This is a genomic window from Burkholderia sp. Ed8, assembly GCF_040761425.1.
Classification (GTDB): domain Bacteria; phylum Pseudomonadota; class Gammaproteobacteria; order Burkholderiales; family Burkholderiaceae; genus Burkholderia; species Burkholderia seminalis.
Genome location: NZ_CP142886.1, coordinates 343,049 through 365,144 on the forward strand (window position 1 = coordinate 343,049; position 22,096 = coordinate 365,144).

23 protein-coding genes are annotated in these 22,096 nt (G+C 66.3%); 8 read left to right on the top strand and 15 right to left on the bottom strand.

Translation table 11 applies throughout. From position 1 onward, the window contains the following. The first annotated feature begins 1 nt into the window (after position 1). Complete coding sequence (locus VXM69_RS15510) at positions 2-190, top strand: hypothetical protein (RefSeq protein WP_034186298.1); 189 nt, start codon at positions 2-4, stop codon at positions 188-190. On the opposite strand, the gene VXM69_RS15515 is transcribed toward VXM69_RS15510, so the two are convergent. Beyond that, the gene (locus tag VXM69_RS15515; protein WP_367189859.1) at positions 173-1,210 is read right to left on the bottom strand and encodes an NAD-dependent epimerase/dehydratase family protein; all 1,038 of its coding nucleotides are present in this window, start codon (positions 1,208-1,210) and stop codon (positions 173-175) included. The genes VXM69_RS15510 and VXM69_RS15515 overlap by 18 nt on opposite strands. A 107-nt stretch (positions 1,211-1,317) precedes the next feature. On the opposite strand from VXM69_RS15515, the gene VXM69_RS15520 reads away from it, so the two are divergent. The 3 genes from VXM69_RS15520 to VXM69_RS15530 all read left to right on the top strand — a co-directional run bounded on the left by VXM69_RS15520 (position 1,318) and on the right by VXM69_RS15530 (position 4,297). Further along, positions 1,318-2,349 (top strand): CDP-6-deoxy-delta-3,4-glucoseen reductase, encoded by a 1,032-nt coding sequence (locus VXM69_RS15520; RefSeq protein ID WP_034186300.1) that lies wholly within the window; start codon positions 1,318-1,320, stop codon positions 2,347-2,349. A gap of 294 nt (positions 2,350-2,643) precedes the next feature. Beyond that, complete coding sequence (locus VXM69_RS15525; protein ID WP_034186301.1) at positions 2,644-3,828, top strand: acetylornithine transaminase; 1,185 nt, start codon at positions 2,644-2,646, stop codon at positions 3,826-3,828. A 13-nt stretch (positions 3,829-3,841) separates the two neighbouring features. Further along, on the top strand, positions 3,842-4,297 hold the full coding sequence (locus tag VXM69_RS15530; protein ID WP_034186302.1) for a GNAT family acetyltransferase: 456 nt from the start codon (positions 3,842-3,844) through the stop codon (positions 4,295-4,297). A 21-nt stretch (positions 4,298-4,318) separates the two neighbouring features. On the opposite strand, the gene VXM69_RS15535 is transcribed toward VXM69_RS15530, so the two are convergent. The 8 genes from VXM69_RS15535 to VXM69_RS15570 form a co-directional block, all read right to left on the bottom strand. Continuing rightward, positions 4,319-4,990, bottom strand: a complete 672-nt coding sequence (locus VXM69_RS15535; RefSeq protein WP_034186303.1) for a DUF2278 family protein — start codon at positions 4,988-4,990, stop codon at positions 4,319-4,321. Positions 4,991-5,336: 346 nt separating this feature from the next. Then, positions 5,337-6,053, bottom strand: a complete 717-nt coding sequence (locus VXM69_RS15540) for an ABC transporter ATP-binding protein (protein WP_034186304.1) — start codon at positions 6,051-6,053, stop codon at positions 5,337-5,339. After that, positions 6,053-6,829, bottom strand: a complete 777-nt coding sequence (locus VXM69_RS15545) for an ABC transporter ATP-binding protein (RefSeq protein WP_034178806.1) — start codon at positions 6,827-6,829, stop codon at positions 6,053-6,055. Before VXM69_RS15545 ends, VXM69_RS15540 begins: the two co-directional genes overlap by 1 nt. 24 nt (positions 6,830-6,853) lie before the next feature. Beyond that, on the bottom strand, positions 6,854-8,023 hold the full coding sequence (locus VXM69_RS15550) for an ABC transporter ATP-binding protein (RefSeq protein ID WP_034186305.1): 1,170 nt from the start codon (positions 8,021-8,023) through the stop codon (positions 6,854-6,856). Between the two features lie 18 nt (positions 8,024-8,041). Beyond that, on the bottom strand, positions 8,042-8,992 hold the full coding sequence (locus tag VXM69_RS15555; protein WP_006478051.1) for a branched-chain amino acid ABC transporter permease: 951 nt from the start codon (positions 8,990-8,992) through the stop codon (positions 8,042-8,044). Positions 8,993-9,203: 211 nt separating this feature from the next. Next, positions 9,204-9,878: a hypothetical protein gene (locus VXM69_RS15560; protein WP_049031336.1), complete on the bottom strand. Its 675-nt coding sequence runs from the start codon at positions 9,876-9,878 to the stop codon at positions 9,204-9,206. A gap of 269 nt (positions 9,879-10,147) precedes the next feature. Next, on the bottom strand, positions 10,148-11,128 hold the full coding sequence (gene ispH, locus VXM69_RS15565; RefSeq protein WP_034186307.1) for a 4-hydroxy-3-methylbut-2-enyl diphosphate reductase: 981 nt from the start codon (positions 11,126-11,128) through the stop codon (positions 10,148-10,150). Positions 11,129-11,130: 2 nt separating this feature from the next. Next, on the bottom strand, positions 11,131-11,586 hold the full coding sequence (locus VXM69_RS15570; protein WP_034186308.1) for a peptidylprolyl isomerase: 456 nt from the start codon (positions 11,584-11,586) through the stop codon (positions 11,131-11,133). A gap of 136 nt (positions 11,587-11,722) precedes the next feature. Here VXM69_RS15570 and radC point away from each other — a divergent pair, with 136 nt between their 5' ends. From radC to nadB, 4 genes are all read left to right on the top strand, one after another. Beyond that, a complete protein-coding gene (gene radC / locus VXM69_RS15575; protein WP_034186309.1) occupies positions 11,723-12,496 on the top strand; it encodes a DNA repair protein RadC in 774 nt (257 codons plus the stop codon). Between the two features lie 235 nt (positions 12,497-12,731). Next, the gene (rpmB, locus tag VXM69_RS15580; RefSeq protein WP_367189860.1) at positions 12,732-12,965 is read left to right on the top strand and encodes a 50S ribosomal protein L28; all 234 of its coding nucleotides are present in this window, start codon (positions 12,732-12,734) and stop codon (positions 12,963-12,965) included. A 17-nt stretch (positions 12,966-12,982) separates the two neighbouring features. Further along, positions 12,983-13,150 carry a 50S ribosomal protein L33 gene (gene rpmG, locus VXM69_RS15585; RefSeq protein ID WP_006478046.1) on the top strand — a complete coding sequence of 56 codons (168 nt, stop codon included), beginning with the start codon at positions 12,983-12,985 and terminating at the stop codon, positions 13,148-13,150. A gap of 161 nt (positions 13,151-13,311) precedes the next feature. Next, positions 13,312-14,898, top strand: a complete 1,587-nt coding sequence (gene nadB / locus VXM69_RS15590; RefSeq protein WP_034186310.1) for an L-aspartate oxidase — start codon at positions 13,312-13,314, stop codon at positions 14,896-14,898. A gap of 98 nt (positions 14,899-14,996) precedes the next feature. Here the strand turns inward: nadB and nadC are convergent, their stop codons facing one another. The 6 genes from nadC to purN form a co-directional block, all read right to left on the bottom strand. Further along, entirely contained in the window at positions 14,997-15,878 is an 882-nt protein-coding gene (nadC, locus tag VXM69_RS15595; protein WP_034186311.1) for a carboxylating nicotinate-nucleotide diphosphorylase, read from the bottom strand. After that, a complete protein-coding gene (nadA, locus tag VXM69_RS15600; protein WP_034186339.1) occupies positions 15,875-17,011 on the bottom strand; it encodes a quinolinate synthase NadA in 1,137 nt (378 codons plus the stop codon). Before nadA ends, nadC begins: the two co-directional genes overlap by 4 nt. A gap of 246 nt (positions 17,012-17,257) precedes the next feature. Beyond that, entirely contained in the window at positions 17,258-18,454 is a 1,197-nt protein-coding gene (locus VXM69_RS15605) for an acyl-CoA desaturase (protein WP_034186312.1), read from the bottom strand. Between the two features lie 220 nt (positions 18,455-18,674). Beyond that, positions 18,675-20,057 (bottom strand): mechanosensitive ion channel domain-containing protein, encoded by a 1,383-nt coding sequence (locus VXM69_RS15610; protein WP_059560318.1) that lies wholly within the window; start codon positions 20,055-20,057, stop codon positions 18,675-18,677. 18 nt (positions 20,058-20,075) lie between these two features. Then, positions 20,076-21,341: an RsmB/NOP family class I SAM-dependent RNA methyltransferase gene (locus VXM69_RS15615; RefSeq protein ID WP_367189861.1), complete on the bottom strand. Its 1,266-nt coding sequence runs from the start codon at positions 21,339-21,341 to the stop codon at positions 20,076-20,078. Further along, positions 21,338-22,000 carry a phosphoribosylglycinamide formyltransferase gene (purN, locus tag VXM69_RS15620; RefSeq protein ID WP_367189862.1) on the bottom strand — a complete coding sequence of 221 codons (663 nt, stop codon included), beginning with the start codon at positions 21,998-22,000 and terminating at the stop codon, positions 21,338-21,340. The genes VXM69_RS15615 and purN overlap by 4 nt, the downstream gene beginning before the upstream one ends. Between the last annotated feature and the right edge of the window lie 96 nt (positions 22,001-22,096).

Here is a 22,096-nt window from a genome sequence, read left to right on the forward strand (position 1 = left end):
CATGAACCTCAACCATTCTTTCGAACTGTCGTCGGTGATGATCGCGTTCGCGGTCATCGGTGTCATCGTGATCGGCGGCCTGCTGGCCATGATGCACATGAAGCACAAATATCATCCGAACCTGATTGGCGCACTGATCGGGGCGCTGCTGTGCTTCCTGCTGATCGAGGCGTTACCGGCGCTGACCTGAGGCGCTGCCCGGCGCGAGCGTTTGAAGGAAATCGTCTACGGTCGGATAGCGCAACGTCACGCACAATTCGGCCTTGAGCCGTGCGTTGGACAGGCGTCGCGACTCCCGCATGAACGACAGCAGCGTCGGTTCGAGCTGGCGTTCGGCGTCCGCGCGGCTGACGCGCGGCGGCCTCGGCAGGCCGAGCACCCGCGCGACCCGGTCGAAATACTCCCCCATCCGCAGTTCGCTGTCGTCCGACGCGTGCACGGCGCGCGCCGGCCTGCCGCGCTCGGCCGCGCGGCGCAGGATCGCCGCGAGATCATCCGCGTGGATGTGGTTCGTGTAGACGTCGTCGGCCGGCTCGAGCGCCGGCGTGCCGCGCTCGAGCCGGCCGACCGGCAGGCGGTTCGCCGCGTAGATGCCGGGAATGCGCACGATGCGCGCGGACAGCACGCCGCGCACCGTCGCCGCACGCAGTTGCCGCTCGGCCGACACGCGTCGGAACGCGCGCGGATTCGCGGGGCGCAACGGCTGCGTTTCGTCGATGCGCGCGCCGCCGCAGTCGCCGTATACGCCCGTCGTGCTCGCGTAGACGAGCCTCGGCGCGCGAAGGCCGTCGGGTACAATACGCGCTCCCCGAACGGGTGCGCCGGCCTGCCGTGCAGCGGTGCGCAGCGTTCGGAGCCGGCCGACCGCCGGTGCCGGCGGGGTCGCTGGCCGACGCGCGGGCATGGACGTTGCGGCGATCAGCGCACGCGTGCGCCGGTCGTCACGGCCGTCGGCCTGCGGCGGTGCGAGATGCAGAATCGTGCGAGCGAGACCCGCGAGGCGGCCGAGCGTCGCCCGGCGATCGAGGTCGCCGACGATCGGCGTCGCGCCCGCGGCCCGCAGTTCGTCGCGGCGGGCCGGGTGGCTCGTCAGCGCGAAGATCCGCAGGTTGCGGCGCGTGTCGCGCCATTGCGCGACGCAGCGCATGCCGACGTCGCCGCAGCCGACGATCAGTGCGCGCGGCCGGCGCAGGATTCGTGTCGCGATCATGTTGGTTGCGAAATCAGTAGCGGCCGTTGCGCGACGCGCAACGGTCTTGCATTGTAGCTGCCGTGCGCGACATGCACGGTCCCCCCATTTTGTTCTAGTTTGGTTCTATGGCATTCAACGTCACTCTCAAGCAAAGCGGCCGGCAATTCCAGGTCGAGTCGGACGAAACCGTGCTGGCTGCCGCGCTGCGCCAGAACGTCCATCTGCCGTACGGCTGCAAGAACGGCGCATGCGGCTCCTGCAAGGGCCAGATCGTGTCGGGCCAGATCGAACAGGGCCCGCACGCCGCGTCGGCGCTGTCGAACGACGAACGCACGCGCGGCCTCGCGCTGCTGTGCTGCTCGAAGGCCCAGTGCGATCTCGAAATCGACGTGCGTGAAATCGCCGGCGTCGACGGCGTGCAGGTCAAGAAGCTGCCGTGCCGGATCGCCGCGCTCGAACGCAAGGCCGACGACGTGATGGTCGTGAAGCTGCAGCTGCCCGCCAACGAGCGCCTCCAGTACCTCGCGGGCCAGTACGTCGAGTTCATCCTGAAGGACGGCTCGCGCCGCAGCTACTCGATGGCGAACGCGCCGCACGAGGAAGGCCCGATCGAGCTGCACATCCGCCACATGCCGGGCGGCAAGTTCACCGACCACGTGTTCGGCGCGATGAAGGAGCGCGACATCCTGCGCTTCGAAGGCCCGCTCGGCACGTTCTTCCTGCGCGAGGACTCCGACAAGCCGATCGTGCTGCTCGCGTCTGGCACGGGCTTCGCGCCGATCAAGGCGATCATCGAGCATGTGAAGCACTCGGGCATCACGCGCCCGATGACGCTCTACTGGGGAGCCCGCCGCAAGAAGGACATCTACCTCGACGAACTCGCCGAGCAGTGGGCACGCGAGATCCCGAACTTCAAGTACGTGCCGGTGCTCTCCGAGCCGGACGCCGGCGATCAATGGACCGGCCGCACGGGCTTCGTCCATCGCGCGGTGATCGAGGACCTGCCTGATCTGTCGGGCTACCAGGTGTATGCGTGCGGAGCGCCGGTCATGGTCGAATCCGCGCAGCGCGACTTCACGCAGCACCACGCGCTGCCGGCCGACGAGTTCTACGCGGACTCGTTCACGAGCGCCGCCGACCTCGCGCATCCGGTCTGAGCGGCGGGCCCGCCCGCGTCCCGCGCCGCACGCCGCGATGTCACATTCGCGGCATCGCGGCGGTTTACAGTGAGGCGCGGGATGCCTTATGCTTGCGCACATGAACTGCTTCCTGTCCACCCTTCGACGTCGCCGCTCGCCGCTCCGCCCGGATGCCGCCGGCTCGTCACGGACTCGCGCGTAACCCACACCGCTTCACCGGTTACGCACAAGCTGTTCGAACCCACCAGCCACGGCCTTCCGTGGCTTTTTTATTGCCTGTTTCCCTTTCAACGTCCGCTGGAGTCTGCTGCCATGCCCCTGAACGATTTTCCGATCGACTCGCTGATGTACATCACGAACCGCCCCGACATCGTGTTTACCCACGGCAAGGGTTCGTGGCTCTACGATCACACGGGCAAGCGCTATCTGGACTTCATCCAGGGCTGGGCCGTCAACAGCCTCGGCCACTGCAACGACGGTGTCGTCGAAGCGCTGAAGACGCAGGCCGAAAAACTGCTGAACCCGTCGCCGGCGTTCTACAACGAACCGATGGCGAAGCTCGCGGGCCTGCTCACGCAGCACAGCGTGTTCGACAAGGTGTTCTTCACGAACAGCGGCGCGGAAGCGAACGAAGGCGCGATCAAGCTCGCGCGCAAGTGGGGCCGCAAGTTCCGCAACGGCGCGTACGAGATCATCACGTTCGACCACAGCTTCCACGGCCGCACGCTCGCGACGATGTCGGCGAGCGGCAAGCCCGGCTGGGACACGATCTACGCGCCGCAGGTGCCGGGTTTCCCGAAGGCCGAGCTGAACAACATCAACTCGGTCGAGAAGCTGATCACCGACAAGACCGTCGCCGTGATGCTCGAACCGATCCAGGGCGAAGGCGGCGTGATTCCGGCGACGCGCGAATTCATGCAGGCGCTGCGTGCGCTGACGAAGCAGCACAACCTGCTGCTGATCGTCGACGAAGTACAAAGCGGCTGCGGCCGTGCGGGCACGCTGTTCGCGTACGAACTCGCCGGCATCGAACCGGACATCATGACGCTCGGCAAGGGCATCGGCAGCGGCGTGCCGCTCGCGGCGCTGCTGTCGAAGGCCGATGTCGCGGTGTTCGAGGCCGGCGACCAGGGCGGCACCTACAACGGCAACCCGCTGATGACGGCGGCCGGCTACTCGGTGATCTCGCAGCTCGTCGCGCCCGGCTTCCTCGAAGGCGTGCGCGCCCGCGGCGAATACCTGAAGCGCAAGCTGCTCGAGCTGTCGGAGGAGCGCGGCTTCGAAGGCGAACGCGGCGAAGGCCTGCTGCGCGCGCTGCTGCTCGGCAAGGACATCGGCCCGCAGATCGTCGAGAAGGCGCGCGACATGCAGCCCGACGGCCTGCTGCTGAACGCCGCGCGGCCGAACCTGCTGCGCTTCATGCCCGCCCTGAACGTGACGACCGACGAAATCGACCAGATGATGGCGATGCTGCGGTCGATCCTCGACACGCTCTAAGGAGACCGCCGCGATGGATGCCGCCGCCGATGCTGTCGCAATCCGCCCGTTCGACCGCGCCGATACCGATGCCGTGCTCGCGGTATGGCGCGACGCGTTCCCGCAATACGACGAAGCCGATGCGCCGCCGCACCGCGATCCGCTGCGATCGATCGCGCTGAAGCTCGCGACGCAGCCGGAGCTGTTCTTCGTCGCGACCAGCGGCGCGCGCGTCGTCGGCACGCTGATGGCGGGTTTCGACGGACATCGCGGCTGGCTCTACTCGTTCGGCGTCGCGAACGACGTGCGCCGGCTCGGCGTCGGCCGCGCGCTGATCGCGCATGCGGAACGCGCGCTCGCCGCGCGCGGCTGCCTGAAGATCAACCTGCAGGTGCTGCCCGGCAACGACGACGCGTGCCGCTTCTATGCGGCGCTCGGTTATCGCGTCGAGGAGCGCATCTCGTTCGGCAAGACGCTGCCGGCGGCGTGATGCCGGCGGCAGCGGCCCCTCTCAGCGCGTGATCGGCCCCGCGCCCGGCAGCGGATTGCCGAGCGCGTCGGTCGGCACGGCCTGCTGCTCGAACGCCGCGAAATACGCGGCCCACTGCGACGCGCTCACGCGCACGATCAGTGCGCCGTCCTGCCACACGTCGTTGTGGTCGTTATGGTCGTCGCCCGCGCGATGCAGATAGTTCGAGCCCGTCGAGCCCTGGTTCATGTGCGTGTCGTGAATGCCGTTGCCTTCCTTATAGGTACGGCCGAACACGACGACGTCGAGGCCCTGTGACTGCGCGGCGTTCACGAGCCGCAGCAGCGACGGAATCGGCTCCGGATTCTCGGTGCCGTCCATCACCGCACTCGCGCGCCACGCACCCGTCTCGTTCAGGATGTCGCTGCGCAGGTAGTCCAGTGCCGGCAGCGCGGCCTGCCCCGTGAGGTCGGTGTAGCCTTCGGCCGCGGCCGCGAGCGTCTCGGTGACGGGATGGTGGAAATCGTAGACGAGCTTGTAGTTCAACAGGTCGTCCGCATCGCTGGTGCCGACGTTGATCGCGACATCCCAGTCGCCCGACGGCAGCGCCAGCGTCAGGTGGATGTGATACTGGATCTCGCTGCCGTGCGGCGAGCCCTTCAGCTTCGCCACCGATGTCACCTTCGCCTTCACGAAACCGTAGTCCAGACTCATGCGTGCTCTCCGTGTTCGGATGGACCGTCGATGCTACGCGGCCCGTGTGTCGGTTTGCGGGCGACCGGCTGCGGGCGACCGGCTGCGGGCGACCGATTGCAGGCGACCGGCTGCGGGCGACCGATTGCAGGCGACTGATTGCAGGCGACCGGCTGCGCTCCATCATGCCCGCGCCGCATGCGCACCGCACCAGTCGAATGGAGTCGCGTCCGCGCACACAGTTCGGCACGAATCGCACAGCATGAAAAAAGGCTGTCACGGCATCCCGTGACAGCCTTTCGACAGCCCTGGCACAACGCACGCGGCATCTGCCGCCGCGCGTCACCGGGCCTGCGCCTTCTCTCGCTTACTCGCCCAGATACGCGGCGCGCACCTTCGGATCGTCGAGCATCTGCTTCGCGTCGCCTTCCATCGTGACCGTGCCCGAATCCATCACGTAGCCGCGGTCGGCCGCCTGCAGCGCGAGGCGCGCGTTCTGCTCGACGAGCAGCACCGTGATGCCCTCCTTCGAGATCTCGCGCACCACTTCGAAGATCTTCTCGACCATAATCGGCGACAGACCCATCGACGGCTCGTCGAGCAGCAGCAGCTTCGGCTTGCTCAGGATCGCGCGCGACATCGCCAGCATCTGCTGCTCGCCGCCCGACAGCGTGCCCGCGAGCTGCGACGCACGCTCCTTCAGCCGCGGGAAGAAGCCGAACATCCGGTCGACGTCCTTCTTGATCTGCTCGGTGTCGTTGCGCAGGTACGCGCCCATCTGCATGTTCTCGATGATCGACATCCGCGCGAAGATCCCGCGGCCTTCCGGCACCATCGCGAGGCCGCGCTTGAGCAGCTCGTGCGGCGGAATGCCCTTGATCGACTTGCCGTCGTACTCGATGTCGCCCGCCGAGTACGGCTTCAGGCCCGTGATCGCCTTCATCGTCGTGGTCTTGCCCGCGCCGTTCGCGCCGATCAGCGTCACGAGCTCGCCCTGACGGACTTCCATGTCAACGCCCTTGACGGCCTGGATGCCGCCGTAGTTGACCTGCAAGCCCTTGATTTTCAACATTGCCGCTGCCATCAGTGCACCCCTGCGCCGAGATATGCCTCAATCACCTTCGGATTCTTCTGCACGTCCTGCGGCAGACCCTCGGCGATCACCTTGCCGTAATCGAGCACCGTCATCCGGTTGCACAGCCCCATCACGAGCTTCACGTCGTGCTCGATCAGCAGGATCGTGCGGCCGTCCGAGCGGATCTTGTCGAGCAGGCGCGTGAGTTCGACCTTCTCGGTCGCGTTCATCCCGGCCGCCGGCTCGTCGAGCGCGAGCAGCTTCGGATCGGTGGCCAGCGCGCGCGCGATCTCGAGACGGCGCTGGTGGCCGTACGACAGGTTGCGCGACGTGTAGTCCGCGTACTGCAGCACGCCGACGTACTCGAGCAGCTCGATCGCGCGTTCCTTGATCTCGCGCTCTTCCTGGCGCTCGGCCGGCGTCTGGAACACCGCGCCGAGCAGCCCGTGCTTGGTGCGCACGTGGCGGCCCACCATCACGTTCTCGAGCGCCGTCATGCCGCCGAACAGGCGGATGTTCTGGAACGTGCGCGCGATGCCGGCCTTGGCCACCTGGTGCACGGCCGTCGGCGTGTAGTTCTGGCCGTCCAGCTTGAAGTCGCCGGAATCCGGCGTGTAGAGGCCCGTGATCACGTTGAAGAACGTCGTCTTGCCGGCGCCGTTCGGGCCGATCAGGCCGTAGATCTCGCCTTCCTTGATCTGCAGGCCGACGTCTGACAGTGCCTGCAGGCCGCCGAAGCGTTTGTTCACGCCCTGCACGGACAGTCGGATTTGCTTGTCGCTCATGTGTATATCCCCTGTGTCCGTCGATTAAGCGCGCACCGGCTTCTTGCTGTTGCGCTTCGCCAGTTTCGCGATCTTGTCCTCGTGCTTCGGCGCGGGCCACAGGCCTTCCGAGCGGTACAGCATGATGACGACCATCGCGAGGCCGTACAGCGCCTGACGGATCACTTCCGTATCGACGATGTCGTGGCCGAACAACGCATGCTGCAGCGGGCTCATCGTCGAGCGCAGGAATTCCGGGAAGATCGCGAGCAGCACCGCACCCAGGATCACGCCGGGGATGTGGCCCATGCCGCCGAGCACCACGCAGGCGAGCACCACGATCGATTCCCAGAACGTGAACGATTCCGGCGACACGAAGCCCTGGAACGAGCCGAACATCGCGCCCGACAGGCCGCCGAACGACGCGCCCATCGCGAACGCGAGCAGCTTCACGTTACGGGTGTTGATGCCCATCGCCTTCGCCGCGATCTCGTCTTCGCGGATCGCTGCCCACGCACGGCCGATGCGCGAGTGCTGCAGGCGCGTACAGACCCAGATCACCAGCAGCGAGCACAGCACGAACAGGTAGTAGTACATGTAGACCGACGGCAGCTGCAGGCCGAACAGCGAGTGCGTCTGCGACAGGTTGAAGCCGCCGACATGCACCGGATCGATGCCCGTGATCCCCTTCGGGCCGTTGGTGATGTTCACCGGACGGTCGAGGTTGTTCATGAAGATCCGGACGATTTCACCGAAGCCGAGCGTCACGATCGCCAGGTAGTCGCCGCGCAGGCGCAGCGTCGGCGCGCCGAGCAGGATCCCGAAGGTCGCCGCCAGCGCCATCGCGATCGGCACGATGATCAGGAACGGCACGTGCAGGCCGTTCGGCGCGAGCGCCGCGATCCACTCGAACTGCGAGGTCAGGTGCGGCGAGCTCAGCAATGCCGCCGTGTATGCGCCCACCGCGTAGAACGCGATGTAGCCGAGGTCGAGCAGGCCGGCGAAGCCGACCACCACGTTCAGGCCCAGCGCGAGCATCACGTACAGCATCGCGAAGTCGAGCACGCGGACCCAGTAGTTGCCGCCGGCCGAGCCGATCACGATCGGCGCCGCGATCACGAGGACGGCGGTCAGCAGGCCGATGACGATGGTCTTGGCGGTGTTGCGCTCTTCGACGAGCGACGTCGAGGATTCGATCGGTTGAATGGATGTCATGTTGTTTGCTCCCTTCCGTTACGCGCGATCCGCGACCCGTTCGCCCAGCAGGCCCGACGGACGGAACACCAGCACGATGATCAGCACGACGAAGGCGAACACGTCCTGGTAGTTGCTGCCGAATACGCCGCCCGTGAGGTTGCCGATGTAGCCGGCCCCGAGCTGCTCGATCAGGCCGAGCAGCACGCCGCCGACCATCGCGCCGCCGAGGTTGCCGATCCCGCCGAGCACCGCGGCGGTGAACGCCTTCATGCCGGGGATGAAGCCCATGTAGAAGTGCACGTTGCCGTATTCGGAGGCGATCATCACGCCGGCCAGCGCGGCGAGCGCGGAGCCGATCATGAACGTCGCGGAGATCACGAAGTTCGGGTTCACGCCCATCAGGCTGGCCGTATTCGGGCTTTCGGCGATCGCGCGCATCGCGCGGCCGAGCTTGGTCTTGTGCACGAGCAGCAGCAGGCCGCCCATCACGATGAACGCGACCGCGATGATCACGATTTCAGTCACGGAGATCACGGCGCCCGGCGTCGTGTCGGTGGCCTTGATCACGTTGATCGGATCGGTCGGCAGCAATTGCGGGAACGGCAGCGGGTTGCGCGACCAGATGATCATCGCCGCCGTCTGCAGCAGGATCGACACGCCGATCGCGGTGATCAGCGGCGCGAGGCGCGGCGCGCGGCGCAGCGGCCGGTACGCGACGCGCTCGATCGTGAAGCCGACGAACGCGCAGACGACCGCGGCGATGCCCAGGCCGATCGTCAGCGTCGCGACGTTGCCGAGTCCGGGAAAATGGTTCTGCAGCACGGTGATGGCCGACAGCGCGACCATCGCGCCGATCATCAGCACGTCGCCGTGCGCGAAGTTGATGATGCCGAGAATGCCGTACACCATCGTGTAGCCCAACGCGATGATGGCGTAGACACTGCCGAGCACCAGCCCGTTGAGAACCTGCTGGACGAAAATATCCATTTAAAGCTCCTTGGCCCGTGCTGCCGGAGGACGTTGCGCCCCGCGGGTAAGCGAGGAATCGCGCCTTCTCGGCGACACTGCGGGTACTAGTCGATACCGGTAAGGGTGGATCGTCCCGGCGCGCGCCGCCCGGCCTGTACGGCCGGACCTGCCGCCGGGGCGGATACAAAAACGGCACCGCACTGTTCCGGTGCCGTCATGAGTCCCGTCGCTAAATCGTCACGACGTCGAGGACGGTGTTCGTGGCCTCCTTGAAGTCGTGGGGCAGCATGCCGAGACGGCCTTCGTCCGGTTTCCCGGCATCCGTGCCTTGGCCCGTCCGGCGCGACGCAAGCGCCGCCCCCGGACGGATCGGATTCCGCGCCGCGCCGCCCGTCAGGACATGGCGGCCGCCGCACCCGACATTCGTCAGGACTGCGTCGGAATCCATCGTACGAACCAGACCGCGCGCCATGACCGGATCGGTCGTGGCGGCACGCTGTTTCATCGAATTGAAATGAAGGGGGGCCGGCGACATCTGCGCGCTGCCCGCGGCGGCGCGAGCGGCCGGCATCCGTCGAGCGGCGCGACCGGTCACCGTCGCGCCGCGACCGGCGGCTTGCCGCGACACGACCGGCATGCCCGCTGCCGGAGCGTTCGTCACGCCAAGCGCGTTGATTTCGTCAATCGTCAAACGTGCCCCGTATTCCTTGTCGTTACCCAATTGCGCGATACGGCACGCCGATGGCGCCGCACGACCGGGTCCGGCGACGCACGCGCCGCTGGCCGGCGGCGCCGCGAACGCCGCAGCCTTCCTGCCCGCCCTGTCGCCGCTCTTTTTGCTGCATCCGGCAAGCATTGCAACCGGTGCGGCGGCGGACTCGGCGTAAGCCAACTTCACATGCATCGAATGGTCTCCCGCGCCTTGCCAAAACCCGATTTCAAAGCCATTCCGGCTTGAAAACGGGCGCATTGTAACTCCATTTATAGGACGCCAATAATCCTGATTCGATGGGGTTTTCCTGCATTGCAACCAATTTTGAGAGACGGCTGGAAACATCGGGCGCAACCGGGTTGCACCATGCTTGCGAATATTGGTTGCGATTGTGATTTCGAGGCACCAAAAAAAGCGCGCCGGGAGGCGCGCTTCGGTGTTCCGCGGGTGCAATGCGGCAATCAGGCGGCAGGCGGCAGGTTCAACCCGCGCGGCAGCGGAAACGACACGTTTTCCTCGATGCCGTCGAGCGCGCGGACATTGCGCACGCCGAGCTCGCGCAGCCGCGCGATCACGGCCTGGGCGAGCACTTCCGGCGCCGACGCGCCGGCCGTCACGCCGATACGGCGCTTGCCGGCGACCCATGCCGGATCGATCTGGTCGGGTGCATCGACCATGTACGCGGCCACGCCGCGCTTCTCGGCCACTTCGCGCAGGCGGCTCGAATTCGAGCTGTTGGGGCTCCCGACGACGATCACGACGTCGCACTGCGGCGCCATGAACTTCACCGCGTCCTGGCGGTTCTGCGTCGCATAGCAGATGTCCTGCTTCTTCGGCTCGCGGATCTTCGGATACTTCGCCTTCAGCGCGCCGATGATCTCCGCGGCGTCGTCGACGGACAGCGTCGTCTGCGTGACGAGCGCGATGCGCTCGGGATCGGCGAGTTCGAGCTTCTGCACGTCCTCGACGCTCTCGACGAGATGCATGCCGCGCTCGACCTGCCCCATCGTGCCTTCGACTTCCGGGTGGCCCTTGTGCCCGATCATGACGATGTCGACGCCATCCTGGCGCATCTTCGCCACTTCGACGTGCACCTTCGTGACGAGCGGGCAGGTTGCGTCGTAAATGCGCAGCCCGCGCACGTCGGCCTCGTCGCGCACGGCCTTCGACACGCCGTGCGCACTGAAGATCACGGTGTTGCCGGCCGGCACTTCCTCGAGTTCCTCGACGAAGATCGCGCCTTTCTTCTTCAGATCCTCGACCACGTACTTGTTGTGGACGATTTCGTGACGGACATAGATCGGCGCACCGTGCATCGCGATCGCACGCTCGACGATCTCGATCGCGCGGTCGACACCCGCGCAGAACCCGCGCGGCTGGGCCAGCAGGATTTCGGCATCGGCGGCAACGGTTTGCCCGGACAGCGTATCGGTGTTGCTCATGATTACAGGATTCCGATGATTTTCACTTCGAACGTGAGCGCCTGGCCCGCGAGCGGATGATTGAAGTCGAACAGCGCCGAGGTCTCGCCGACCTCCTTCAGCACCCCTGCGTACCGGCCGCCGTCCGGTGCGTTGAACTCGATCAGTTCGCCCGGCGTGAAATCGTCGCCGACCATCCCGTTCTCGCGCAACGTCGACAGCGTCACGCGCTGGAGCATGTCGGGATTGCGGGGACCGAACCCCTGTTCCGGGGCTAGCTGAAAAGTCGAGTGGTCGCCCACCCGGAGCCCGAGCAGAATCTGTTCGAGCGAGGGCGCCAGTTGCCCCGCGCCCAGCAGCAGCGTGGCCGGCTTGTCGGAGAAGGTGTTGACGATGTCGGCGCCGTCGGCCAGTGCCAGCCGGTAATGCAACGTGACGTGGGAACCGGGCTTCACTTCGGATAGATCGATGAGGCTCATGAATTACTCGTTCAGTCGGCGCCCGATACGGCCGAATGGCCCGGCGCAAAGTCAATATTGTAAGTCACCTGAGCGAGCAAGGCGGAAAGTGCGACGACGTCGCGCACACCACCCTGCCGCCAATGGAGTTCCAAGCATGCTGTCACCCTGCCTCGCCCTGCCGCCGGCCGAATGCCGGGACAATGCCGATGCACCGGCCGATCCGCCCGGCCGCGTCATCCCGATTCGCCGGCGCAAGCGCCGCCCGGCCGACTGGCGGCCCGAGCGACCGCGCGAGCGCTTGCTGGAGCGCGGGCCGGCCGCGCTGACCGACGACGAACTGATCGCGCTGCTGCTCGGCACGGGCAAGCCCGGGCACGATGTCTTCATCACCGCCCGCGCACTGGTCGATCGGTTCAGGACGTTGCGCGGGCTGCTCGAAGCGAGCACCGACGATTTCGAGGCGCACCCCGGCATCGGCCCCGCGCGTGCCGCGCGGCTGGCCGCGATCATCGAGATCGCCCGGCGCGTGCTGAACGAGAAGGCGCAGGTGCGCACGCCGATCGATTCGCCCCGCGCCGTCGAGGATTGCCTGCGGCTGAGGATCGGCACGTGTCCGCACGAGGTGTTCGTCGCGGTGTACCTCGACGCGCGCAACGGCCTGATCGACATGGAGGAAATCACGCGCGGCTCGCTCACGCGGATGGCCGTCTATCCGCGCGAGATCGTGCGACGCGCGATGGTGCACAACGCCGCGTCGCTGATCGTCGCGCACAACCATCCGTCGGGCGCCGTACAGCCCAGCGCGGAAGACCGTCGCCTCACCCGCGTGCTGAAAGATGCGCTCGAACTCGTCGACGTGCGGCTGCTCGACCACATCGTCGTCGGCACCGGCGACACTTTTTCGTTCGCACGCGCCGGTTGGCTGTAGACTGTGCCGCGGCAGCCCGCCCCGGGCGCCGCAACGACGAAGCGAAATTAGGTTTGATTTTTCTGAACTTTTTCTGCTAGAATCGTCGTCTGTCTTTTTCCAACCAGTTCTAGCCATCGAAGGGCCTTGTCTGTAAGGGCTACGGCGTTCTGAGTGCAGCCATGGATCACGTGGCGGTGCGATGGAACCTTCACCGGCGATCGAACCCCGAATTTAGCGTATTAGGAGTGCTCTCATGGCACGCGTATGCCAAGTAACTGGGAAAGCGCCGATGAGCGGCAACAACGTTTCCCACGCCAACAACAAGACGAAGCGCCGCTTCCTGCCGAACCTGCAAAACCGCCGGTTCTGGGTAGAGAGCGAAAACCGCTGGGTGCGCCTGCGCGTTTCGAACGCCGGCCTGCGCCTGATCGACAAGAACGGCATCGATTCCGTGCTCGCTGAGCTGCGCGCACGCGGCGAAGCCTAAGCCCAAGGAGCACAATCATGGCAAAAGGCGCACGCGACAAGATCAAGCTCGAGTCCACCGCTGGTACGGGTCACTTCTACACGACCACGAAGAACAAGCGCAACATGCCGGAAAAGATGGCGATCAAGAAGTTCGATCCCGTCGTCCGCAAGCATGTGGAATACAAAGAAACCAAGATCAAGTAATCTCCGGTTTCTGCCAGCCTGACGGCGACCGAAAAGCCCCGCTCCTGCGGGGCTTTTTGTTTTGCGCGCACGCTCCGGCCCGACGCGGTATGCTCTTCCCTTTCCGCGGCCACGGCTGCCGGAACGCACAAGATCAAAAGCGTAAACGATGGAGATGCAGCATGAAATTCGACGTGGCGATCGTCGGCAGCGGCCTGGCAGGGCTGTCGGTCGCACTCAACCTGGCCAGCACGCGACGTGTCGCGCTGATCGCGAAACGTTCGATGATGGAGGGGGCAAGCGATAACGCGCAAGGCGGTATCGCGGCGGTCCTCGACTCGGCGGACAGTATCGAGAACCACGTCGACGACACGCTGGTCGCCGGTGGCGGGCTGTGCGACGAAGGCGCGACGCGCTACATCGTCGAGCACGGCCGCGAAGCGATCGAATGGCTGATCTCGCAAGGCGTGCCGTTCACGAAGGACGACGCGGCCGAACTCGGTTTTCACCTGACGCGCGAAGGCGGCCACAGCCACCGCCGGATCATCCACGCGGCCGACGCGACCGGCCATGCGGTGCTCGCGACGCTATCCGAGCGCGCGCGCCAGCATCCGAACATCACGTTCTTCGAGAACCACCACGCGATCGACCTGATCACGTCGGACCGGCTCGGCCTGCCCGGCCGCCGCTGTCACGGCCTGTATGCGCTCGACGTCGACAACGACCGCACGATCACGATCGAGGCGCCGCACACCGTGCTCGCCACGGGCGGTGCCGGCAAGGTCTACCTGTACACGACGAACCCCGACACCGCGACCGGCGACGGCATCGCGATGGCGTGGCGCGCGGGCTGCCGCGTGTCGAACATGGAATTCATCCAGTTTCACCCGACCTGCCTGTTCCATCCGTATGCGAAGTCGTTCCTGATTTCGGAAGCCGTGCGCGGCGAAGGCGGCCTGCTGAAACTGCCCGACGGCACGCGCTTCATGCCCGCGCACGACCCGCGCGCCGAGCTCGCGCCGCGCGACATCGTCGCACGCGCGATCGACTTCGAGATCAAGAAGCGCGGGATCGACTGCGTGTATCTCGACATCAGCCATCAGCCGGAAGCGTTCCTGCGCGAACACTTCCCGACGATCCATGCGCGCTGCCTCGAATTCGGCATCGACATCGCGAAACAGCCGATTCCCGTCGTGCCGGCCGCGCACTACACGTGCGGCGGCGTCGTCACCGATCTCGCCGGACGCACCGATCTCGCGGGCCTGTATGCGGTCGGCGAGACGTCGTGCACCGGGTTGCACGGCGCGAACCGGCTCGCGAGCAACTCGCTGCTCGAATGTCTGGTGATCGGCCGTGCGGCCGCCGAAGCAATCGAGGCGGCCGGCTTCGACGCCGACACGCCGGCGACGCTGCCCGCATGGGACGAAAGCCGCGTGTCGGATGCCGACGAGGAAGTCGTCGTTGCGCACAACTGGGACGAACTGCGCCGCCTGATGTGGAACTACGTCGGCATCGTGCGCACCGACAAGCGCCTCGAACGCGCCAAGCACCGGCTGTCGCTGCTGCGCGACGAAATCCACGAGTACTACGCGAACTTCCGCGTGACGCGCGACCTGCTGGAACTGCGCAACCTCGTCGATGTGGCGACGCTGATCGTGAAGAGTGCGCAATCGCGCCGCGAAAGCCGCGGGCTGCACTACAGCCGCGACTGGCCGCATACGCTGCCGAAGGCATTGCCGAGCGTGCTCACGCCGCGCGCGCGCCGCTGAGCGTATGCCCTTCCCGGCTACTGCCGGGGAGCGCCCACGAAAAAAGCCGCTGGCGTTTGCGCGCCAGCGGCTTTTTTGTCTGACCCGACGACGTTCGGTCAGTCGACGATCCGCATCGAATAGTCGGTCGCGCGCACGTCCTTCGTCAGCGCGCCGATCGAGATGCGATCGACGCCCGTTTCGGCGAACGCACGCACCGTCTCGAAATTGACGCCGCCCGAGACCTCGAGCACGGCCTTGCCGGCCGCGACACGCACGGCTTCCCGCATCATGTCGAGCGTGAAGTTGTCGAGCAGCACCGACTGCGCACGATGCGCGAGCGCCGTATCAAGTTGCGCGAGCGTCTCGACCTCGATCTGCACGGGTACGCCCGACTCCAGCGCAAATGCCGCATCGAGCGCCTCGCCGACCCCGCCTGCCGCCGCGATGTGGTTCTCCTTGATCAGGATGCCGTCGTACAGCGCGAGGCGCTGGTTCTCGCCGCCGCCGACGCGCACCGCATACTTCTGCGCAAGCCGCAGGCCCGGCAGCGTCTTGCGCGTATCGAGGATCTTCGCGCGCGTGCCTTCGATGCGATCGACGTAGCGGCGCGTCGCGGTCGCGACGCCCGACAGCAGCTGCAGGAAATTCAGCCCGTTGCGCTCGGCCGTCAGCAGCGCGCGCGCCGGCCCGTCGAGTTCGCAGACGGTCGAATCGGGCGTCATGCGGTCGCCTTCGCGATAGCGCCATTGCACGGTGATCGACGGATCGATCCGGGCGATCACCGCCTCGAACCACGGCACGCCGCACAGCACGGCTTCCTCACGCACGATGATCCGCGCCCGGCGGCGCCCGCCGGCCGGCACGAGCCGCCCGGTCTGGTCGCCGGTGCCGACGTCTTCCGCGATCGCGTCGGCCACGTTGCGCGCGATCGCGTCGTCGAATGCCGCGCCGTATTGCTCACGAACGCTGTCGAACAGCGGGGATACGGCGTCGCTCATGCGGCCCCCACGTTCGCAAACAGCCCCTGGTCGCGCTGCAGGTCACCGCTCGCCTGCACGCGCTTCTTGTGCGCGGCCGCGAACTCGAGCATCCGGTCGATCGGCAAACGCGCACGCTCGCCGATCGCGGGATCGACGAAGATCTCGTTGTGGCCGCGTTCGAGCACGTCCGCAAGGTTCGCGAGGCCGTTCATCGCCATCCACGGGCAGTGCGCGCAGCTCTTGCAGGTCGCGCTGTTGCCGGCCGTCGGCGCGGCGATGAAGGTCTTGCCGGGCGCGGCGAGCTGCATCTTGTGCAGGATGCCGAGATCGGTCGCGACGATGAAGTGCGTCGCGTCGAACTTGACCGCCGCATCGATCAGTTGCGTGGTCGAGCCGACGACATCGGCCTGCGCGACGACGTTTTCCGGCGACTCGGGATGGACGAGCACCTTCGCGTCCGGATATTCGGCGCGCAGCAGGTCGAGCTCGATACCCTTGAACTCGTCGTGGACGAGGCACGAGCCTTGCCACAGCAGCATGTCCGCGCCGGTTTTCTTCTGGATATAGCTGCCGAGATGGCGGTCCGGCGCCCAGATGATCTTCTCGCCGCGCGCGTGCAGGTCGGCCACGATTTCGAGGCCGATCGACGACGTGACCATCCAGTCCGCGCGCGCCTTCACGGCCGCGCTGGTGTTCGCGTAGACGACGACGGTGCGGTCCGGATGCGCATCGCAGAACGCCGAGAATTCGTCGACCGGACAGCCGAGGTCGAGCGAACAGGTCGCGTCGAGATCGGGCATCAGGATCCGTTTGTTCGGGCTCAGGATCTTCGCGGTTTCGCCCATGAAGCGCACGCCGGCGACGACCAGCGTCTGCGCGTCGTGATCGCGGCCGAAGCGGGCCATTTCGAGCGAATCGGCAACGCAGCCGCCCGTTTCGTCGGCCAGCTCCTGCAGCTCGGCATCCACGTAGTAGTGGGCGACCAGTACGGCCTTTTCACGGGCGAGCAGCGTCTTGATGCGCGCCTTCAATGCAGCGCGCTCCTCGGCGGACGGCGCGTCGGGCACCTTGGCCCATGCCTGCCCCACGCCGCACACGGTCCCTGCCGCGACGGGCCGGTCGTACTCGACGGGTTTGATCGTCGATTGCATCTCCATATCTCCTGTCGATCCGAGTGAGCGCTTTGGCGCTCACTCGGATCCCATGCTTCGCGGTCGGCCGGAGTGGGGTGCTCGGCGCCTGCTCCGCTCCCCTGCTCGCCCGGGGCACCCGCTCGCCACCGCCCCAAGCTTCATACCAATCCGCCCTGCCGAACGCCCATCAAAACCGGCGGCCCAAATGAAAAAACCCCGCCAACGCGGGGTTTGTGACGTCCTGAGATTCTAATCGATTTCGAATCAGGCGTAGCGACGCAGGCGCGTCGCGAATTCCTGCAGCGCCTTGATGCCGCTTTGTTCCGCGCGATGGCACCAATCCTGCAATTGCGCGAGGAGCTGTTCGCGCGACGCGGTCGAACGATCCCAGATCGCGGCCAGGTCCTGGCGCAGCTGGAAGTACGTATGCAGCTTCTGGCTGTTCGCGAAGATTTCCGGCAGCAGCTTCTTCTGCGGCTCGTCGAGGCCGTCGGCGTCCTTGTGGAACCACTTGCGCGCACCGCGCATCAGCTGGTACTTCTCGCTCGAGCCGAGTTCCTTCAGGTGCGCGAGCTCCTGGCGGTACGCACGCTTCACGGCCTTGCCGTAGCGCGCCATCACTTCGTAGCGGTTCGACAGCACGGCCTGCAGCGTTTCCTGGTCGAGCACCGTCTTCGGCTTGTTCAGGCGCGGCGTGGGCGCAACCTTCTTCACCTTCGCGAGACCGAACGCCGACATGATGCGGATGTACATCCAGCCGATGTCGAACTCGTACCACTTGTTCGACAGCTTCGCCGACGTCGCGAACGTGTGGTGGTTGTTGTGCAGTTCTTCACCGCCGATCACGATGCCCCACGGGAACAGGTTCGTGCTCGCGTCGGCCGAGTTGAAGTTGCGATAGCCCCAGAAGTGACCGAAGCCGTTGACGACGCCAGCCGCCCAGAACGGGATCCAGACCATCTGCACGGCCCACACGGTCAGGCCGATCACGCCGAACAGCGCGACGTCGATCACCATCATCAGGCTGATGCCGAGAATCGGGTACTTCGAATAGACATTGCGCTCGACCCAGTCGTTCGGCGTGCCGTGGCTGAACTTGCGCATCGTCTCTTCGTTCTTCGCTTCCGCGCGATACAGTTCCGCGCCCTCGAGGAACACCTTCCAGATCCCGCGCGTCTGTGGGCTGTGCGGATCTTCCTCGGTCTCGCACTTCGCATGGTGCTTGCGGTGAATCGCGGCCCACTGGCCCGTCAGCATGCCGGTCGTCATCCACAGCCACAGCCGGAAGAAGTGGCTCGCGATCGGATGCAGTTCCAGCGCACGATGCGCCTGGCAGCGGTGCAGATAGACCGTCACGCCGATGATCGTGACGTGCGTGACGGCGAGCGCGAACAGCGCGACCTGCCACCACGAAAAACGCAGGAGCCCGTGGGAAAGAAAATCGAGCAGGGAATTCAACAAGGCAGTTACCTGTGATGAGAGCGACGCCGGCTCGCGCAGGCGTCAGAAAAATGAAAGCATACCGCGTATAGACTTGGATTCTACTTCAACCGTTCCAAGTCTTTGTAAAAAATGAATATTTTCTTGCCCTGGCGCAACCGGAGCAGTCCACGGGCGGACTTGGACGGGCGTGCGATCCGGTTCCGGCCGCGGGGTCAAAGCATTTGACGGCCGGCGCGCGCTATGCAGCCGGTGCGCGCCCGTTCGCCGCGCCGTTCGCGGCCGCCGGATCGAGCCCGGCCGTCGTACCGGCGGCGGGAAAACCGTCCGGCAATCCGACCACGCGCACCTCGCGCTGCGGAAACGGAATCGAGATCCCGTGCTCGCTGAACAACCGCCAGATGTTGCGGTTCACGCTCGAACGCACGCCCGACGTGCCTTTCGCGGAATCCTCGATCCAGAAACCAAGCTCCAGGTCGATCCCGTCCGCACCGAAACTCACCAGATACGGCGTCGGCGCGGGCTCCGCCAGCACGCGCGGCACGTCCTTCGCCGCGTCGGCGAGCAGCGCGAGCGCGTGCTCGACGTCGCTCGTGTACGCGACCTGCACCGCGACCTTCGCATAACCGCGCGTCAGGTAAGACGACTGGTTCTGTACGACGTCGGTGATCAGCTTCTCGTTCGGGATCAGTGTCTCGTTACCGTCGAGGCCGCGCACGACCGTGTAGCGCGTGCGGATCTGCGTGACGACGCCCTGCAGCCCGCCGACGCTGATCGCGTCGCCGAGCCGCAGCGAGCGGTCGAGCAGGATGATGAAGCCCGACACGTAGTTGCTCGCGATCTTCTGCAGCCCGAAGCCGAGACCGACGCCCACCGCGCCGCCGAACACGCCGAGCACGGTCACGTCGATGCCGACCAGCGACAGCCCGATCAGGATCGCCGCGAATACGAGCAGCGCGCGGCCGACCCGCGACAGCACGACCTTCAGGTTCGCGTCGAGCGTGCTCGCGCGCGTGAGGCGATCCTCGAGCACCGAGCCGAGCCACATCGCGACCATCAGCGTCACGCACACCCACAGCGCGCCCGAGATCACCGACAGCAGCGTGAGATGCGCATTGGCGACGCGGAACTGCACGCTGTCGAGCCAGCCGAGCACGTCGCGCTGGATCCCGAGCACGGTCAGCACCATCGCGGCCCACACGACGGTCGACACTACCTTCTCGACGATCGACAGCCACGCATGCGTGTGGCCGTCGCGCGCGAACACGCGCCGCGCGAAGAAGAACAGCACGTAGATCAACCCGATGCCGAACAGCGGCACGAGCGCGAGCTGCAGCAGCGACGTCGACATGAACGGGTCGAACGCGAGTTGCGCGGCGCCGACGAAGACGCTGCCGAACAACGGGAACAACGCGCGCTTCAGGCTTTGCGCGCCCGCGCCGGGCGCACGTCCGGCCGCCCGGCGGCGCGCATCGATGCGGCCGTGCACGAAGCGCGCGGTCACCCACGCGAAGCACAACGCGCCGACGAGAATCGCCGCCTGCCAGATCATCACCGGCTGGTGGAAGTCACGAATGACCGATTCCAGCCGGTGCGACAGCAGGCGGCTCTGCAGATTTTCCATCGTCCGTCCGGGCAGTCGTTACTGCGCGGCGCGCCGTTCGAGCACCGCGGCGAAGAAGCCGTCGGTCGCGTGTCGATGCGGCCACAGCGACAGGTAGTCGCCCGTCTCCAGCTCGATGCGCTGGTCGGCCAGCACCTTCTGCGCCGGCACCAGCACGAACTCGGGATGATCGGCCAGGAACTGTTCGACGATGCGCTCGTTCTCGGCGTCGAGCATGCTGCAGGTCGCATAGACGAGCCGCCCGCCCTTCTTCACGAGACGCGCGGCGCTCGCGAGGATCGACGCCTGCTTCGGTGTCAGCTCGTCGATCGCCGTGCGCGACTGGCGCCACTTCAGGTCCGGATTGCGGCGCAGCGTGCCGAGGCCGCTGCACGGCGCATCGACCAGCACGCGGTCGATCTTGCCGGCGAGCCGCTTGATCTTCGCGTCGTGCTCGCTGTCGATCAGCACCGGGTTCACGTTCGACAGCCCGCTGCGCGCGAGGCGCGGCTTCAGCTTCGCGAGGCGCTTCTCCGACACGTCGAACGCATAGAGCCGCCCGGTCGAGCGCATCATCGCGCCCAGCGCGAGCGTCTTGCCGCCCGCACCGGCGCAGAAGTCGACGACCATTTCGCCGCGGCGCGGCGCGACCAGCGAGCACAGCAGCTGGCTGCCTTCGTCCTGCACCTCGATCGCGCCTTCCTCGAACAGCTTCAGGCGCGTCAGCGCCGGCTTGCCGACCACCCGCACGCCGAACGGCGCGAACGGCGTCGCGCCCGCCTCGATGCCGCTCACGCGCAGCGCTTCGATCACCTGGTCGCGCGTCGCCTTCTGCGCGTTGGCACGCAGGTCGAGCGGCGCCGGGTAGTTCAGCGCGGCGGCAAGCTGCGCGAGCTCCTCGCCATCGAAACGGGCCGACAGCGCCTGATGGATCCAGTCGGGCAGGTTCGAGCGAATGCGCACCGGCAGGCTCGCCGGATCGATCTTCGACACGTGCTCGAGCCAGGCGGACTCGGTGTCGGACAGGAACGGCTTCAGCGCATTGCGGCCGACCGTCTGCATCAGGCCGAGCAGCGTCAGGCGCCGCGCCGGCGTACCCGTGCCGCTTTCGGCGAGGTGCGAAAACTCCATTTTCCGGCGCAGCACCGCGAACACGGCCTCGGCGATCACGCCGCGCTCGGCGTGCCCGAGCTTCGGGTGCGCGCGGAAGAACCGGCTCGTCGTCGCATCGGCGGGGCCGGCGAATTTCAGCACCTCGGCCAGCAAAGTCTCGGTCTGGCCAATCAGGAATCCGTGCAGCTTCATACGCCCTCGCTCGTTTCGGTATGCGGTTGATCCGCGAAAATCCAGCGCGCCTCTTCCGGCGCGACCACTGCACGGCCGTTCTCGAGGCGCAGACGCCCCTCGACGAACCAGCGCACCGCGCGCGGATACAGCACATGCTCGACGCTCAGCACGCGCCGCGCGAGCGCGGCCGCGTCGTCGCCGGCGCGCACGGGCACCGCGCCCTGCGCGACGATCGCGCCGCTGTCGAGCTCGGGAATGACGAAATGCACGCTCGCGCCATGCAGCGCGACGCCCGCGTCGAGCGCCTGCTGATGCGTATGGATACCCTTGAAGCTCGGCAGCAGCGACGGATGGATGTTCAGCAGCCGGCCTTCGTATCGTCTGACGAATGCGGGCGTGAGGATGCGCATGAAGCCGGCGAGAACGACGAGATCGGGGGCGAAACGGTCGATCTCGGCGGCGAGCGCCGCGTCAAAGCTGTCGCGGCCGTCGAACGGCCGGTGGTCGACCACCGCCGTCGCCACCCCGTGCGACGCGGCAAAAGCCAGGCCGGCCGCATCGGGCCGGTTGGCGATCACGGCGGCAATCTCGGCCGGCCAGCGTTCCTGCGCGCATGCGCGGACGATGGCCTCCATGTTGCTGCCGCGACCGGAAATCAGGATCACGAGTTTTTTCATCCGCGAATTTTACCATTCGCCCCCGCGTTTCCCGCCTTCTCGGCCGCCGGCCCGTCCGAACGTTTATAATCTTCTGCTTTGCGGCATCCCACCGCC

What these genes read in the sequence shown, in the direction of transcription:
- VXM69_RS15510 (WP_034186298.1), top strand. Translation starts at nt 2, where the DNA reads ATGAACCTCAACCATTCTTTCGAACTGTCGTCGGTGATGATCGCGTTC.
- VXM69_RS15515 (WP_367189859.1), bottom strand. Translation starts at nt 1,210, where the DNA reads ATGATCGCGACACGAATCCTGCGCCGGCCGCGCGCACTGATCGTCGGC.
- VXM69_RS15520 (WP_034186300.1), top strand. Translation starts at nt 1,318, where the DNA reads ATGGCATTCAACGTCACTCTCAAGCAAAGCGGCCGGCAATTCCAGGTC.
- VXM69_RS15525 (WP_034186301.1), top strand. Translation starts at nt 2,644, where the DNA reads ATGCCCCTGAACGATTTTCCGATCGACTCGCTGATGTACATCACGAAC.
- VXM69_RS15530 (WP_034186302.1), top strand. Translation starts at nt 3,842, where the DNA reads ATGGATGCCGCCGCCGATGCTGTCGCAATCCGCCCGTTCGACCGCGCC.
- VXM69_RS15535 (WP_034186303.1), bottom strand. Translation starts at nt 4,990, where the DNA reads ATGAGTCTGGACTACGGTTTCGTGAAGGCGAAGGTGACATCGGTGGCG.
- VXM69_RS15540 (WP_034186304.1), bottom strand. Translation starts at nt 6,053, where the DNA reads ATGGCAGCGGCAATGTTGAAAATCAAGGGCTTGCAGGTCAACTACGGC.
- VXM69_RS15545 (WP_034178806.1), bottom strand. Translation starts at nt 6,829, where the DNA reads ATGAGCGACAAGCAAATCCGACTGTCCGTGCAGGGCGTGAACAAACGC.
- VXM69_RS15550 (WP_034186305.1), bottom strand. Translation starts at nt 8,023, where the DNA reads ATGACATCCATTCAACCGATCGAATCCTCGACGTCGCTCGTCGAAGAG.
- VXM69_RS15555 (WP_006478051.1), bottom strand. Translation starts at nt 8,992, where the DNA reads ATGGATATTTTCGTCCAGCAGGTTCTCAACGGGCTGGTGCTCGGCAGT.
- VXM69_RS15560 (WP_049031336.1), bottom strand. Translation starts at nt 9,878, where the DNA reads ATGCATGTGAAGTTGGCTTACGCCGAGTCCGCCGCCGCACCGGTTGCA.
- ispH (WP_034186307.1), bottom strand. Translation starts at nt 11,128, where the DNA reads ATGAGCAACACCGATACGCTGTCCGGGCAAACCGTTGCCGCCGATGCC.
- VXM69_RS15570 (WP_034186308.1), bottom strand. Translation starts at nt 11,586, where the DNA reads ATGAGCCTCATCGATCTATCCGAAGTGAAGCCCGGTTCCCACGTCACG.
- radC (WP_034186309.1), top strand. Translation starts at nt 11,723, where the DNA reads ATGCTGTCACCCTGCCTCGCCCTGCCGCCGGCCGAATGCCGGGACAAT.
- rpmB (WP_367189860.1), top strand. Translation starts at nt 12,732, where the DNA reads ATGGCACGCGTATGCCAAGTAACTGGGAAAGCGCCGATGAGCGGCAAC.
- rpmG (WP_006478046.1), top strand. Translation starts at nt 12,983, where the DNA reads ATGGCAAAAGGCGCACGCGACAAGATCAAGCTCGAGTCCACCGCTGGT.
- nadB (WP_034186310.1), top strand. Translation starts at nt 13,312, where the DNA reads ATGAAATTCGACGTGGCGATCGTCGGCAGCGGCCTGGCAGGGCTGTCG.
- nadC (WP_034186311.1), bottom strand. Translation starts at nt 15,878, where the DNA reads ATGAGCGACGCCGTATCCCCGCTGTTCGACAGCGTTCGTGAGCAATAC.
- nadA (WP_034186339.1), bottom strand. Translation starts at nt 17,011, where the DNA reads ATGCAATCGACGATCAAACCCGTCGAGTACGACCGGCCCGTCGCGGCA.
- VXM69_RS15610 (WP_059560318.1), bottom strand. Translation starts at nt 20,057, where the DNA reads ATGGAAAATCTGCAGAGCCGCCTGCTGTCGCACCGGCTGGAATCGGTC.
- VXM69_RS15615 (WP_367189861.1), bottom strand. Translation starts at nt 21,341, where the DNA reads ATGAAGCTGCACGGATTCCTGATTGGCCAGACCGAGACTTTGCTGGCC.
- purN (WP_367189862.1), bottom strand. Translation starts at nt 22,000, where the DNA reads ATGAAAAAACTCGTGATCCTGATTTCCGGTCGCGGCAGCAACATGGAG.